The following is a 14,708-nucleotide window of genomic DNA, read 5'->3' as shown; positions in this document are numbered from 1 at the left end:
ATACTAGGGGCACGCATTTTTCATTTTTTCTTCAGCTTATATCCTATCACAAGTATAAGTATCCATAATGGCATTATATAAAGAGCCAAACGATAATCCGGCATGAAGCCTATGATGACAAGCACCGCTACAAGGAATAGGAGTACGACATAATTGGATATAGGATACAGCGGCAGCTTAAAGGATAGCTTGCGTGCTGCTTCCTTTCCTATGCGCTTCCGAAATGCCAAGTGAATGGTAACGATCATAATCCAGTTGATGATACCTGCAACCGTCGCAGTAGCCATCACGTAGCCGAATACCTTTTCCGGGAATAAGTAATTAATGATAACAGCAATTCCAGCCACTCCCGAAGACAGTAAAATAGCTGGTACTGGTGCACCTGTCCGTTTCCCGACACGCTGCAGGAACCGTGGCGCGTTGCCTTGCTTCGCTAAGGAATGCAGCATGCGTCCATTACTGTACAGACCACTATTGTGTGCCGACACAGCTGCAGTCAAGACAACAAGATTCAATATTCCAGCTGCTGCGGGTATACCGATACCATCGAGTATTTGGACAAATGGACTGCTTTCCCCATCAATTTGATTCCATGGAAAGATAGACGTTATGACAATCATTGACCCTACATAAAAGATTAAAATGCGGTAAACAACTTGATTAATTGCCTTGGGAATCGTCTTCTTTGGTGTTTCAACCTCACCCGCTGTTATACCTACCAGCTCAACGCCACCAAAGCTGAACATCACGGGTACAATGGAAAGAAGAACGCCTATCATCCCATTGGGCAAGAATCCTCCTTCATCAAAAAGATTGGAGAATCCAGTCGGTATACCATCATTTCCAATACCAGTGAAGATGATTACCAAGCCCAGGACTATCATGCCGATAATAGCTATCACTTTGATCAGAGCGAAATAGAACTCGAATTCACCATACAACTTGACACTTAATAGGTTTATGCAAGTAATCAAGACCAGGAAGCCGAATGCTGTCAGCCAAGCCGGCACTTCCGGGAACCAATATTGAACATATATACCGACGACCGTCAATTCAGCCATCGTTACAGCTATATAATTAAACCAATAGTTCCATCCGGAGAAGAATCCGAAAAAGTCTCCTAAGTTCTCATAAGCATAATAACTGATGGAACCGGAATTTGGCGTATCGACAGAAAGTTCGCCCAGAGCACGCATGATCAGGAAAATCATCAAGCCCCCTGCCAGATAAGCAAGCGGGATAGCCGGACCTGCTAATCCTATGGAAGACGCAGAGCCATAAAATAGGCCGGTTCCAATTGCCCCGCCCAGTGCAATCATCTGCACATGGCGATTTTTCAAACCTTTTTGTAAATCATTTATCGATCGGTTGTTTCTTTCCATATCAAAGCCCCTTGCTCTCAACTTACCCACGTTATTCTATTTTGATTTGATAGCAAACTGCTTACAAACATCTGTAACAATTGTACAAACCGTAAAAGAGAATAGTGAAACATATGGATTATATCATATGTTATACCAATTGGGCTTGATGATCATCTCTTTCCTGGTAGTAACCTTGCTACTTCCGAATTTCCACTGTTTTTATAACGGAAATCCGACTTGCTGCTTCCATCATTCTGGGCGAAGTGAAATGTTTGATTACAACACGGCGGATGAAGAGAGCTAGGATGAATCCAATCAGTGTATCGTGAACAAAAACACGTTATGTGATCCTGCAGTCCTCGCATGTGCTATTTAGATAAGCTTGGTCGGTTCAGGGGAGCCGTTCATGATTTTTCATACCACCAACAAGGAAACGAACGGCAACTGCTGCTCCAATGCTCTGGGTCAAAACTGTTACATAATCCACTAAATTTAATCACTCTTGCATCACCATAATGGAATAATTTAAATAGGGAACTTAAATCTAGAAAAAGCCGTTCTCAATGAACAGCTTTCTAATAATTCACACCCGTTTTATGCTTTAAAGTTACAAGCCAATTGGTATCTCCGGTGCCATAGCCCTTGCTTTGTCCCACATCCCGTAAAGATCCATTGCTATAATCAATCGATAGGATGAAATCCGGAATGTTATCATACCCGGCTTCTGCTATTTTACTGAGCTCCGAACTATAGTGAGCTATCGCATAGGAAGCAGTATGCTTTTGTACAGGATCTTTCTCCAGCCCTTCTTTATATACTTCTAATAAATCACGTCCATCAGGTGTTACGTAACGCCCATCGACCACTTTTAAATTCTTCAGCCGATAGCCTGTGACGTCATACATTTCACGTGCGGCTTGATATTTTTTATATGCCTCTTCGGAAAATTGTGCTGAATCACTGCTTTGGCTTTTCATGATATGTAAGAATAGCTCTGTGCCATTGTCACCAGATTGCAGCACTTGCTCTATTTGCTCGATGAGCGTCTCATCATCTGTTCCGCTGACCCGCACCTTATAGTCAATCGGTGTAATCGTAAATGTAAGCTCTGTGCCTTGTGGTATGTGAATCTTGTTTCTGTTCAACAATACTTGCAGCTGCTGGTTCACCTGACTTCGCTGATACACTTTGGCATTCTCAGCCTCCACTTCCCCATTAAACCTGATATTGCGAAATGCAGCATCCTGCAGATTATAGTTTTGCGCTTTCCCTTTGAATAGCCATTCTGTTTCATTATCGTAAGCAGCCTGTCTTTCAGCAGCTGTCAGATCACTTCTGAAATAGGGCGACTTTGCATTTTGATACTTATCCTTGATATAGCCTAATGGATCAGACTTTGTTCTGTTAATCGCATTAACCCTGCTGTATTTTTTATCTAATATTTTGATTCTGATATCACCCTCAGATTCATAAGGGTTTTTGGAGTTGATTACCGTTACTTCTCCCTTGTCTATTACTGTTCGATCATTCGCAGATTGATATAATCTGCTGAAATTCCTTTCGTTTCCCGCTACTGTGGTCTTAGAGTAATTGATCTGATTGATACCCATCTCAGGTGATTGGGTCTCCAATCTGTATGCCTTTTCCCTCACTGATTGTGTATCTACAGATGTACTTTTATCAGATGAAACCTTTTTCCAGATATTTTGTGCCATGACTTGGGTGCGGATATATTGATGATTCAGACGCATTCGATTCCCTCCTGACTATGTCTCTTTTTTTATCGGCACACCATTTGTAAATATTAACCTTATGTAACATATATTTATATAAGAAACTTTATATGTATCTTCGGTCGGACTTGATTGAACCTTTAATTGAAAGCTGTACATGTAGATACGATTCGGTATGAACGGTAACCCTTGCCAATGAATATCTTTGAAAGTCCTGTACCCCCATAATTAAACCACTCATTTAGTTAAATAAAATATGGGCAGGATTACATGTGTCCATGCGGTTCTTGAGGAGTCATCGAGGCAGATGGAAAAAGAAACCGAGGTTCGGGATAAGGATGACAATGGACATTCAGGATTGCTAAGAACTCTCCTATAAAAAAAATCCATCATTTAGATGGATTCATTGTCTCTCTCGCAAATTTCGGATTGTTAGTAAAAGTACCATCGACTTTCAACTGGAACATTTCCCTCGCTAACTCCTTTTCATCGTCATAATAATAAGTGTGAATATCCAATCCATTATCACGAGCCATACTGACAAGGTCTTTATCTGTACTACCTGCATAAGTACCAATAGCAAATGCAAACGTACTGATTTCGTTCAAGCGTTCTGTTGTTAGCTCCTGAATTTCTTTTTTGCGAAGCAATCGTACAAGCTGTACGTCTGGATTCCGCTCGTGAATCTTTAACAAGCTCGCTTCGTCGAATGACTGAATAATTACATTGTCATCATCAATCTTGTTTTCTGTTAAAATCTGCAACAACTGATCTTCCATCGTGATCTTGCCATCTGCATTGCTCCTTGTTTCAATATAATATTTTACCTTGTTCTTATAATGGGAAACGATGTCCCGCAGCGTCGGAACCTTCTGTCCACCCCCCGCATCCAAGGATTCAATATAATCCAGGGTCAGCTCCCCCACGAACCCTTCTCCATCAGTGGTGCGGTTTACATCTTCATCATGCATCGCAATCAATTCCCCGTCTTTCGTCTCCCTTAGATCTATTTCAATATAATCAGCTTTATCCTTGACTGCTCGATCATAAGAAGCAAAGGTGTGCTCCGGTTCTAAGTCAGATGCACCCCGATGGGCTATGATTAACGGATCATAGCCTGGGGTTGCACCAGAACCTGCGGCAGACTCGGCACCACTAGTGAAGGAACATGCAGATAATAGAAACAACAAGCTACAAATGATTAGATACATAATTTTCATAGTGCTATTAAACTACCATAATAAGAAAATTATAACAAGATTGCATGTAATAAATCCTACCCAAAAACTACAATTGACCTGTCATAAAAGAAGCCTCGAATACTTATGGTAATAAGGAAATGTCAACGCACCATTTCTGTTTCATCACAAAAAAACTGTTTACTTAATAATGACTTGAGATTATCCCCTTTGCTTCACCCGATAAAGTAATCCGATCATTCTTATCCTTGACAAATCCAGTACTACGTAATACTATATACCGGTATGATGTATCACTTATTATCATTAACACATAATACCGGTATAACATATTATTATATATCGAAATGGAGGGGCAATTATTGGAAAATATTACAGAAATGCTGAAAGGGGTACTTGAGGGTTGTGTGCTTGAAATTATCAGCCGTGGCGAAACGTACGGCTATGAAATCACGCAGCAGCTGCGGGATCTTGGCTTCACTGATGTTATAGAAGGGACAGTTTATACGATTACCATGCGCCTTGAGAAAAATAACTTAGTGGACATCGAGAAAAAGCCATCCACGATGGGACCGCCGAGAAAGTTTTACAAACTCAACGCAGCTGGTCAAGAGAAACTTACGTCTTTTTGGGAAAAGTGGGAATTCGTTTCAAACAAAATATACGAACTTAAAACAAATCAAAAGGAGAAATGATATGAGTATAATAAAAAAGATTATTGGAGACCTGGATGACAAGCGAGAATGGAAAGCAATGGAGAAGCGTGCAAATGCACTTCCTAGCGAGTATCAAACTGCTTACAACGCTATCAAAAAATATATGTGGGCTTCTAGCGGTCTATCCGATTGGAAAGACATCAGCCGTATTTTCGGTGGGATTCTCGATCTTTTTGAGGAAGGTGCAGCGGAAGGCAAGAAAGTCATCGATCTAACGGGTGGGGACGTGGCCGATTTCTGCGATGAATTAGTGAAAGACACGAAAACATGGAAAGATAAATATCGTACGAAATTGAATAATACGATTGGGCGTGGATAATGGCCGTAAATACAATCCATGATTCAGACTGAATGCAAAAAGCTCGAAATCCTTATGTACTATAGGATTTCGAGCTTTTTTAGGTTAGTTATTCCGATTGGACTCGAACTGTCTTCTTTGGTCGACTAATCCCTGTTCTCATTCCGGCAAATTATAAACGCAAAGACAAACCACTCCATGACCCTTGTCATCCCCCCGCGACTTATAGTAAAAAACGGAGTCATTACATTAAAAGTTAAGTATGTCATTTATTTGGAACCCAAAACAGCAAGTTGGGAATGCATTCTCCTGGATTCATGTTATAAAAACGAACTGTATGATCCGTTGTCTTAGCAATTACGTTATCCATGCCTTTCAACTTCGCAAAATCTCCATCGGTTTGATTTCGATAAGTTTCTAAAACTAAATTCTTTATGCCGTGCAACGTTCGCTTCTTCACGATCGTAGCCAATTTTTGCGACGAACTGGCAGTAGACATTTTATTCAGTAGTAAGCGTGAAAGATAACTAATCAGATTTTCGGTAGAAAATAGATACTATAGGATGGAGTTTTTAACCCATCCTTTTTATCCTTCATTTATGTACTTTTATAAAGTGAAGCTACCGGTAGAAATAATTTCCAATCCATTATTTGTAAAGATATACGCAGGTTCAGTTCCAACTACCTTTGTTTCACGATCCTTAATAAAGATAGCAGTTTCCTCAGGCAATGCAATTACTGGGGAATCAAAGTCTTCCATGAACTTATTAATTAAAATCTCATCATTCTTCCTAAAATGACACCAAACAGAATATTTCCCGATCATCGCCATACCCTGAAAGTCACTTACATTAGCTGTGTTTCTATCTAAATGAGCACAAGTCATAATATTTTCACCAAAAATAATTGCACCGGCACTTCCACCGTATACAATACCTCCGTTATTTATATATCGCCTTAATAGTCGGTAAAACTTACTATCCTTCATCTTCTTTAATAACATAAAAGTATTTCCACCGCCAATATATATAGCTGAAAAATCATTAAGATCTTCCATACACTTATTATTCACACTGCTCCATAAAACAATATTCTCAATGCCCAGTGGAATAAACACTCTTCTTATCCAATTAAAACAGTCATTGTAATCTGCTTCATCCATTGCAATAGGTATATACAACAAGGGTTTTTCTTTGTCGATTTCATTTACAAACATTCTATCCAAGATTATTGTTTGTTTCTCATTTCCTCCTCCTGATAGAAATAAAGTCCCCATAAAGCACCCCTTCTCACTATAATCGTTTAATGTTAAACACGATAACCAATTGTTATTTTCTGTCTTTCCAGCTACATTTAATTACGTCCGTTCCTGATTCCTCGTTCATAATCGTTATCAGAATGTTAGCATTTTCACTCAAATGCAATTAATATGAAGTGATTCCGATTTGAATCACCGCCCAACTTTTGTAAAGGTTAGCGAGAGTTGCTTATTTTTTTACATTTTACCTTCCAGTATCTTCTTTATCAAAGCGACCCCTCTTATTATTTCAAGCTCATTACAATTCCCATATCCAAAAATAAGCTGATTCGCATACTTTCCTTTATTTATTGCGTGCCTCTCAACCCCTTGGATTAATATTCCATTTTCTTTTATTACTTTTAACAGTTTCTCATTGAATTCAATACCAGGAAAAGCGGCTACAATATGTAATCCGGATGAAGATCCGATTATTCTTATTTCGGGAAAATTCTTTTGCAGATTCCTTATCAGGCACTCCCTATTTCCCTTATACAGCTTTCTCATTTTATTCACATGCTTTTCTAGATGCCCCTTCGCGATAAATCGAGCGAGGATCACTTGATTCAATATGGGTGAATGATAATCAAGATATCGTTTGACCTGAATGGCATTATTAATCAAATGTTTTGGCATGATAACGTACCCGATACGAAGTGCAGGAGATAATATTTTACTAAACGTACCAATATAAACTACTCTGTGAGGAGCCAAACTGTAAAGAGTACTGAAAGGTATTCCGTTATAACGAAATTCGCTGTCGTAATCATCTTCCAATATTATGCTGTCTGTTTCTTCCGCAAATTGAATCAGTTCTATTCTTCTTTGAGCTGGCAATATCGCTCCAAGTGGAAAATGATGTGAAGGGGTAACAGATAAGATAGTATGCTGAATATTTCTTGGAAGCGAGTTTGTTGTCAAACCATCCTTATCAACTGCAATTGGATGTATGCTACCTCCTGTACCACTTAAAATTTCCCGTATCTCTTTTGTGATTGGATCTTCTACATACACCACTCTCCCAGGCTCTATGATAGCTTTTGCAACCAATTGAAATGCTTGTGTCGCTCCTGAAGTGATGATGATGCTGGCTGGGTCGCATTCTATGCCTCGTATCCTGTAAAGATATGCCGCAATTACCTGGCGAAGTTCCTCGCTACCCTGTGGTTCCTGATAGCCAAATAAATCGGCAGCACTTGATTCATATACATCCTTCGCCACCTTAGACCATACCATCCTCGGAAAAGAGGCAAGAGCAGGAAACCCAGAACGAAAATCGATATAATCACTTTTTTCTTCTTTACGATTACAAGTCATGACAGACTTCTCTAAACGAAAATTATCCAAGAGAATCCCATCTGTCACAAAGGTTCCAGCTCCAAGCTTCGTTTGGAGATATCCTTCTGCAGTCATTTGCTCATATACTTCAACCACTGTATTTCGGGAAATCCCAAGTTGTTCAGCCATTGATCTAGTTGAGGGGAGTCGCTGCCCGCCAACAATCATGCCTTTTAATATTTTCTCTTTCAATTGCAAATGAAGCTGCCAAGATAAGGGAAGTGAATGATCTCTTTCTATCTCAAACCACACAACGCATCTCCTCCTTAAAAATTGGTTTTCAATTTCGTCCTTAATTGGCTCTACCTAAAACCAATATTACAATGTATATTCTACAGGAAACCATAACCATAATTGGAGGTATTTCTGTGTCAAAGGAAAGAATTGCTTTTATAAAAGTATCAGCTGCAATGATTATTGTCGGCAGCGCTGTAGTAAGCGGAAAATTATTAGTAGAAAGTATGCCTGTATTTCTTGCGGCTGAAATGCGGTTTTTCATTAGCACACTCATATTTCTGCCCCTATTAATCTGGAAAGAAGGTATACCTGTTTTTTCTTTCCGATTGGTTCGAATTCTCTTTTTACTATCCTTGGCAGGAGTATTTCTATATAACATCTTTCTTTTATACGGATTAAAATGGACCACTGCTTCAGAAGCTGGAATCATATCCAGTATTCTTCCTGCGTTTATTGCCGTCTTAGGATATATAATATTAAAAGAAAAGTTGTCACGAATAAAGATTATCGCTGTTTTCTTAAGTATAGGAGGCATACTGTGTTTACAACTTACTGATTCCCAAGCAAATCAGGAATTCCAGCTTCTTCAAATTTTAGGGAATGTGCTTATTGTTTGTTCAGTTATTGCAGAAGCAATATTTATCATCATTGGAAAATATGCTTCAAGTAAAGTCAGTCCACTTGCTATCAGCACATCGGTTTCTTTTTTTGGAACCATTCTCTTTTTCCCGCCGGCAATTTATCAAACTATGACTTCTGGCTATCAATTTCACTCAACTACAGACTTGGCATTAGTAGGCTATTCGGCTATCATCGTCACTGTTGCAGCCTTCCTCCTAATGTATCAAGGTGCCTCCGTGCTGCCCGCGTACCAGACAGGCATTCTAACCAGCATGGTGCCACTAAGCACAATCACTTTAGCTTCATTTATCCTGGAAGAATCTCTAAAGTTTCATCACTTTGTAGGATTACTATGTGTCTGTTCATCCATTATTCTAGCTTCAAGAGTCGAAAAGACAGAAGCAAGAACTTCATGAAGAAGAATAAGCCAACAAGCAACAAATCCATCAACTTAAAAGAGCGAATAGTGCCCCCTGAACATCATTAAGTTATTGTTAGGATGGTCGTCATAATTATTTAGTTTGGAAGAAATAAACACAAAAAAGCCTATAACCATTATGATTATAGGCTTTTCGAAGTGATGTTTCCGATTTCACTCAAACCAGCTTCCCTAGACTGTCCAGGTTCGTGTCCTGTACGGCAACACTCGATTATAAATACCTCAAGATACAATTTTCAATCCGACAACTCCTGCGATAATAATAAGAACACTTAGAACTCTTCCCATACTCTTTGATTCATTAAATAGAAGCATATTTAGAAGGACTGCTCCTGCTGTTCCTATACCCGTCCAAACTGCATACGCCACACTTAGCTGTAAATAATGAAAGGATTGGTATAACAGAATGAACGAGCAAATAAACCCGCCGAAGTAAATAGCAGCATTCCATACATTTTTATTACTACTGAATTTCTTAAGCCCTATAACTCCGACCATTTCAAAACAAGATGCGATAAGAACAAATAACCACCCCATAATTATGCTGCTCCTTTCTGTTTTTGTTTTGCATCTTTATTATCAGACAGTTTTAGCATGATAACTCCTGCAACTATAAGAAGCATAAATAGTGCCTTCATTACATTGAAACTTCCATCAAATATATAAATATCCATCAAGGCAGACCCTATGGTACCTGCTCCAGCAAAGATAGCATACACCGTGCCAGTCGGTAGAGACTCACAAGCCTTAGATAAGAAGTAGAAATCCAATAGGATGACTCCCCCAATTACTATCCAGTGCCATGGCGAATAAGCAACATTAAACCCGAATACCCAAAGTAACTCAAACAAACATGTTAGAACTAAAAATATTAGTGATTTGTTCATATCAAATACCATCCTTTTATCCAATTCTCAAAATGAATGAACATCAGTCATTTTTTAGGTTAAAGAATAACCCTAATGCGTAGGGTTATTTTTTATTGCAATGCATAAAAAGTCTATCAATTCCTCTTTATGAACCTTTAAGTTTGAATCCGAATCATTGTACATGAAAAGTTGTTCAGCTGATGATTCTATAGTACCTATTAAAATTTTTGCTACTGACCTCGTGTTGTTGAATTGTCTTACATAACCGTTCTTTTGACCTTGCATTAATTTATTCTCAATCCAGTCGTATAATGGTTCATATATATCTTCCCAGTTTTCGATATGCTGTGTTTGGGTCAGACCAGAATAAATGAGTTTTGAGAGCTCTCTATATTCATTCGTGACATCGAAGACAACTTCCACCATTTCTTTAATCAGTATATCTATTTCCGAAGAATTAGCCCGTTCATTTAATGAGTCTAAAATTACATTTAGCATGACTTGTGCAATGGACGGCATAACATCTAACTTGGAGGGGAAGTATAGATAAAATGTTCCCTGTGCGATCCCAGCCTTTTTTACAATGTCTGAAATAGTGGCCTTATTTATGCCTTTTTCCATAAAGACTTCGATAGCAGCCTTTGTGATCTTCTCTTTCTTATCCAGTGCAAGCACCTCCAAAATATGACTGACTGTCATTCATATTTTATATCGTAGCTCATTATTTAGTAAAGGTCAATCTCAGGTTGGTCATAAATAGGGAGTATACTAATGCTATTCAAGGTTATTAACTAAATCAAATGTTCCTTAGTGAATAAAATGTTAAAATCTCATCCTTTTATTTCTTGGAGTATATATTTGTCGCTTTTATAATGAAAAGTTACCAGTAATAGATTTTATTCCTTTATTCGTAAAAATATAGGCAGGCTCAGTTCCAATCACCTTTTTTTCGGAACCATCAATAAAGATAGCCGTTTCTTCAGGCAACGCAATTACTGAAGAATCATATTCCGCCACAAACCTATTAATTAAGCGATCATTATTCTTCTTAAAATGACACCAGACAGAGTAATTCCCTATCATCCCCATACCTTTAAAATCTTCTACTTCAACTGTGTTAATATCTAAATGGGCACTAGTCAGTATATTATTGCCAAAGATAATCGCTCCCGCACTTCCACCATATACGACCCCTCCACCATCTACATAACCCTTTAAAACTTCATCAAACTTACTTTCCATTATCCCACTTACAAATATTCTATCTATAGCAATCGTTTGATCTTCACTTCCGCCCCCTGATAGAAATAATTTGCCCATGCAGCACCTCCACATAATGATATGCCTTATTTCTGATCCATAAACACGCTTTTCCTATAAACACTGTTACTTACTAATATCTCCTGTCTTGTTTATTTCCTTCAAGAATAAAACACTCAATATTCCTCTGCACTCTATTGCTACGTTTTGTACGGATCCGTTAAATTTTATCGGTTACAATTGATATATTTATGTTGGCATTTATCCTTTTCCCTCCTTTTATCCTTCTGTAAGTAAAAAGCAAAATAGCTCGAAACCTTATAGACAAAGGATATAGAGCTTTTTATTGTAGTGATCCCGAGTGGACTCGAACAAACAACCCCCTCCCCTGGCAGAATTGTTGCGGATGCAAATAACGTATTTTAAGGGGTTTTTCTGTCCATATAGTCTATAGTCCATTAATTCCGTTAAAATCTGCTCAAAAAATTAATTATGTTAGCAAATGGCCATTCATCTATCTGTCTTAGTGAAATAAGAAAAACAGAACTAATACAGTTATCCTCAATAAGTCTAGTCTTCTTCTACTATGATTCAATACATATTGCAAATGCAGGCTTCACTATTTGAAGATTAATTTGTCATATGCTTCTTATGACCATTTATAAAACGTATTCTTGCAATGTCGTATCCTCACATCTTCATACTCAATGGTAATTATACCCAAGACAAAAGAACGGTTTTTTGTAAATATCCACTATATCCCTGTGATTCTAGTATCTGTTTTTGTATAATTTTATGCAGTAAGCATCATAAGAGCGGAGGTATTACTCTGTGAAAACTAAATTTCTAATACTAATATTATTAACTGCGTTTGTGTTAGGAGGATGTAGTATGTCAAATGGAAAAGGATCTGCTTCACCTTCCGAGATGGATCCACAAGATTTACCGGATGTACCGGCATTTCAAAATGAATTTACTCGTGATTTTCTTACATCAACAGAACCGGTTCGTGAAGGATATTACCCGTTTGAAGCAAAGTCCGGGAAATTTACAATGGATTTCCCAGGAGATATGAATATAGTTGAGAGAAGTTATAATAAATCCTCAAAGAATGACAGTGAATTTCTCACTATATCTCATACCGATGAAAGCCTTGACGTATTCACCAATATACAATTAAAATACTATGGTTTTATGAGTGACGTGGAGTCAACTAAGGATGGACTGTCCGCTAAGAGAAATGAAGAACTTCAATTTCAGTCAAAAAACATTGAATTTGAGGGACAGAACATTGAAGTTGCTGATTATACTGATGGAATCAACCCTGGATTTGCAACATTGATTTGGAATGATAATAACGAGAACATACAGATATTCACTAGTATGATCTGTGGTGATAACCTTTCTTCAGATGAGTGCTCAAAATTAGTAGAGGATGAAAAAGAAAGGGTATTAAATATATTCCAATCCATAAAGTTGACGCAGAATGAAGGTGAGTGATTTTTATGTCATTGGATAAAATCACATCAAGTAATGTGTGGATGCGACTTACAAATACAGAGTACGACAATCTGAAACCTGATGAATTAGAGGTGAAATTTAAATCTATTTATTTAGAAGAAACAGGCGAACTTTTTGAGGGAGAGGTCAAAATTTATCATTCATCTGACTCAAAAAATACAGCTAATCTTGAGTCGGGTTATGATGGCACCTCACTTTTAATATCTGAAGGTGGAGAAGAAAAGTTATATGTGATAAACCAAGGTTCTGTAGATGGAGCTGATTGGCGTGAAAATATAAAAGGGCCGTTTGCAGGAAAATCCACAAAACAGGCTGAAGCAACAAAAGTTTTTGTAGATGATTCTAAGAATCACTTTGGCATAGAAGATGATACAGAAGTTGTTTCTTTTGGTCATTCACTGGGAAACCATAACAGTACAATCACTGGTATTGTAGATGATACATTTGATGAAATATATGGAGTTAACGGGCTTCAACTACCTCCACTCGAAGTATATGATTATGACCCAACTTTTTTTGAAGCGGTTAATCAACACTTCGGTATTAAAAATCCTGATGATGTAACTAAAATACCTTCTAATAAACTCGCCGAATTTACAAAAGACTATTACAAAGATTCTCCAGTAAAAATTCATCAAAAAATCTCCACGGATGATCCGCTGTTTGCTGTTACAGAGAAAGCCGGATTGGTTACATTTGGCGATGTAGAAATGATAGATACGAATCCGGAAGTTGACGGAATTAAAAATCTCGTTGATGATATCCCGGATGATGTAATCGCAAGCTTCCGAGACCTAGCGATTGATTATTCAGTTGCTGATAATAATGGCGGCGTAAATGAAGTTGCTTCTCAGCTTCTTGGAGTGAAGTTGGAATACCTCGAAGGAATTAAAGGTGGTATGGACGTTTTACAATGGTACGCATTCGATCACGATGAATTTGATGAGACAATAAAGTCATTAAAAGATAACTTACCTCCATTATTAGAAAAGGTAAGTGTCATAACCCAAAATGCTGACACTATATTCGGCCGGCTTTATGAAGAAGGATATATAACAGAAGACCAAAAAAATATAATGATAAAAGAAGTTGCCAACTTAGAAAAAGATTTATCCGAGGCGTATGCTGCTATTTATGAAAATGCAGACATAAACGAAAATCTTAATGAGTTGTCACTGTACGGTGACTATCGCTTGTATAAAGCATTTCAGAAACTTAAGGGTTCATTTACGGGTTCAATTGAAAATATTCTAAACAGTGGAATTTTAGAAAGTCTGGAATCCATTAAAGGGAGTCACAGTATTGAGGAGATGCTTAATGCTTTAACCGGTGGCAATAAAAGCTATTCTGGGAAAGACTTAATCTATACAACTACTGGTGCCGGCGGAGAACCCATTGAAGTAAATATGTCAGCTGCTTTAAGGTTATACCGCGAAGGTGCGTTAATATTTGAAGACAAAATGTCTGCGATAGCTAAGCTGGAGAAGGCCGTTCACGAAGAGATACAGTTAGCTTTCAAGGAAGAACGAAAAAAAGTATTCGACGAAATATATCACATCGAAAGCAATCCCAAAGGGTATGCGTATAGTCGCGGTTGGATGCACAGATATCCCCTTTACGAAGTCGAATCGCTAAATGTGATGGATAATGTATACCCATTGGAAAGAGCTGATTTGGATGAACAGGTATATGAAATGAAGTCGAGTGTAGATAGCGGCTATAAGCTCATAGAAGACTATAGAAAAGCAGTAGAAGATTTATTTGCGGAAGAGGAAAAGTTATCTCAAATGTTTGATTTGGTAAGGGGGATCTAATG

Annotated in this window: 14 protein-coding genes; 5 read left to right on the top strand and 9 right to left on the bottom strand. The window is 38.0% G+C overall.

Annotated elements, in window-relative coordinates:
* Positions 1–20: 20 nt before the first annotated feature.
* The 3 genes from BLQ53_RS09060 to BLQ53_RS09050 all read right to left on the bottom strand — a co-directional run bounded on the left by BLQ53_RS09060 (position 21) and on the right by BLQ53_RS09050 (position 4,317).
* Positions 21–1,382 carry an amino acid permease gene (locus BLQ53_RS09060; protein ID WP_093726990.1) on the bottom strand — a complete coding sequence of 454 codons (1,362 nt, stop codon included), beginning with the start codon at positions 1,380–1,382 and terminating at the stop codon, positions 21–23.
* A gap of 557 nt (positions 1,383–1,939) precedes the next feature.
* Positions 1,940–3,115, bottom strand: a complete 1,176-nt coding sequence (locus BLQ53_RS09055) for a DUF4885 family protein (RefSeq protein WP_093726989.1) — start codon at positions 3,113–3,115, stop codon at positions 1,940–1,942.
* A 371-nt stretch (positions 3,116–3,486) separates the two neighbouring features.
* Entirely contained in the window at positions 3,487–4,317 is an 831-nt protein-coding gene (locus tag BLQ53_RS09050) for a glycerophosphodiester phosphodiesterase family protein (protein ID WP_093726988.1), read from the bottom strand.
* A gap of 341 nt (positions 4,318–4,658) precedes the next feature.
* Between BLQ53_RS09050 and BLQ53_RS09045 the strand changes: the two genes are divergently transcribed.
* Entirely contained in the window at positions 4,659–4,991 is a 333-nt protein-coding gene (locus BLQ53_RS09045) for a PadR family transcriptional regulator (protein ID WP_093726987.1), read from the top strand.
* 1 nt (position 4,992) lies between these two features.
* On the top strand, positions 4,993–5,331 hold the full coding sequence (locus BLQ53_RS09040) for a DUF1048 domain-containing protein (RefSeq protein ID WP_093726986.1): 339 nt from the start codon (positions 4,993–4,995) through the stop codon (positions 5,329–5,331).
* Positions 5,332–5,917: 586 nt separating this feature from the next.
* Here the strand turns inward: BLQ53_RS09040 and BLQ53_RS09035 are convergent.
* Together BLQ53_RS09035 and pdxR are read right to left on the bottom strand one after the other, a co-directional pair.
* Positions 5,918–6,586 carry a Type 1 glutamine amidotransferase-like domain-containing protein gene (locus tag BLQ53_RS09035; protein ID WP_093726985.1) on the bottom strand — a complete coding sequence of 223 codons (669 nt, stop codon included), beginning with the start codon at positions 6,584–6,586 and terminating at the stop codon, positions 5,918–5,920.
* Between the two features lie 219 nt (positions 6,587–6,805).
* On the bottom strand, positions 6,806–8,197 hold the full coding sequence (gene pdxR / locus BLQ53_RS09030; protein WP_093726984.1) for a MocR-like pyridoxine biosynthesis transcription factor PdxR: 1,392 nt from the start codon (positions 8,195–8,197) through the stop codon (positions 6,806–6,808).
* A gap of 116 nt (positions 8,198–8,313) precedes the next feature.
* On the opposite strand from pdxR, the gene BLQ53_RS09025 reads away from it, so the two are divergent.
* A complete protein-coding gene (locus BLQ53_RS09025; protein WP_170829633.1) occupies positions 8,314–9,219 on the top strand; it encodes a DMT family transporter in 906 nt (301 codons plus the stop codon).
* A 245-nt stretch (positions 9,220–9,464) separates the two neighbouring features.
* On the opposite strand, the gene BLQ53_RS09020 is transcribed toward BLQ53_RS09025, so the two are convergent.
* From BLQ53_RS09020 to BLQ53_RS09005, 4 genes are all read right to left on the bottom strand, one after another.
* The gene (locus BLQ53_RS09020; RefSeq protein WP_093726982.1) at positions 9,465–9,779 is read right to left on the bottom strand and encodes a DMT family transporter; all 315 of its coding nucleotides are present in this window, start codon (positions 9,777–9,779) and stop codon (positions 9,465–9,467) included.
* A 2-nt stretch (positions 9,780–9,781) separates the two neighbouring features.
* Positions 9,782–10,129 carry a DMT family transporter gene (locus BLQ53_RS09015; protein ID WP_093726981.1) on the bottom strand — a complete coding sequence of 116 codons (348 nt, stop codon included), beginning with the start codon at positions 10,127–10,129 and terminating at the stop codon, positions 9,782–9,784.
* A 72-nt stretch (positions 10,130–10,201) separates the two neighbouring features.
* Positions 10,202–10,810, bottom strand: coding sequence for a TetR/AcrR family transcriptional regulator (locus BLQ53_RS09010; RefSeq protein WP_244499307.1), 609 nt, complete (start codon positions 10,808–10,810; stop codon positions 10,202–10,204).
* A gap of 168 nt (positions 10,811–10,978) precedes the next feature.
* Positions 10,979–11,431, bottom strand: coding sequence for a Type 1 glutamine amidotransferase-like domain-containing protein (locus tag BLQ53_RS09005; RefSeq protein WP_170829632.1), 453 nt, complete (start codon positions 11,429–11,431; stop codon positions 10,979–10,981).
* Between the two features lie 831 nt (positions 11,432–12,262).
* Here BLQ53_RS09005 and BLQ53_RS09000 point away from each other — a divergent pair.
* Both BLQ53_RS09000 and BLQ53_RS08995 read left to right on the top strand, forming a co-directional pair.
* Positions 12,263–12,871 carry a hypothetical protein gene (locus tag BLQ53_RS09000; protein WP_093726979.1) on the top strand — a complete coding sequence of 203 codons (609 nt, stop codon included), beginning with the start codon at positions 12,263–12,265 and terminating at the stop codon, positions 12,869–12,871.
* 5 nt (positions 12,872–12,876) lie between these two features.
* On the top strand, positions 12,877–14,706 hold the full coding sequence (locus tag BLQ53_RS08995; protein WP_093726978.1) for a DUF6792 domain-containing protein: 1,830 nt from the start codon (positions 12,877–12,879) through the stop codon (positions 14,704–14,706).
* Positions 14,707–14,708 lie beyond the last annotated feature (2 nt).

The organism is Terribacillus halophilus (assembly GCF_900101385.1).
Lineage (GTDB): Bacteria > Bacillota > Bacilli > Bacillales > Amphibacillaceae > Terribacillus > Terribacillus halophilus.
The sequence above is the reverse complement of the archived record's forward strand: the minus strand, read 5'-3'. Positions and strand labels throughout refer to the sequence as shown.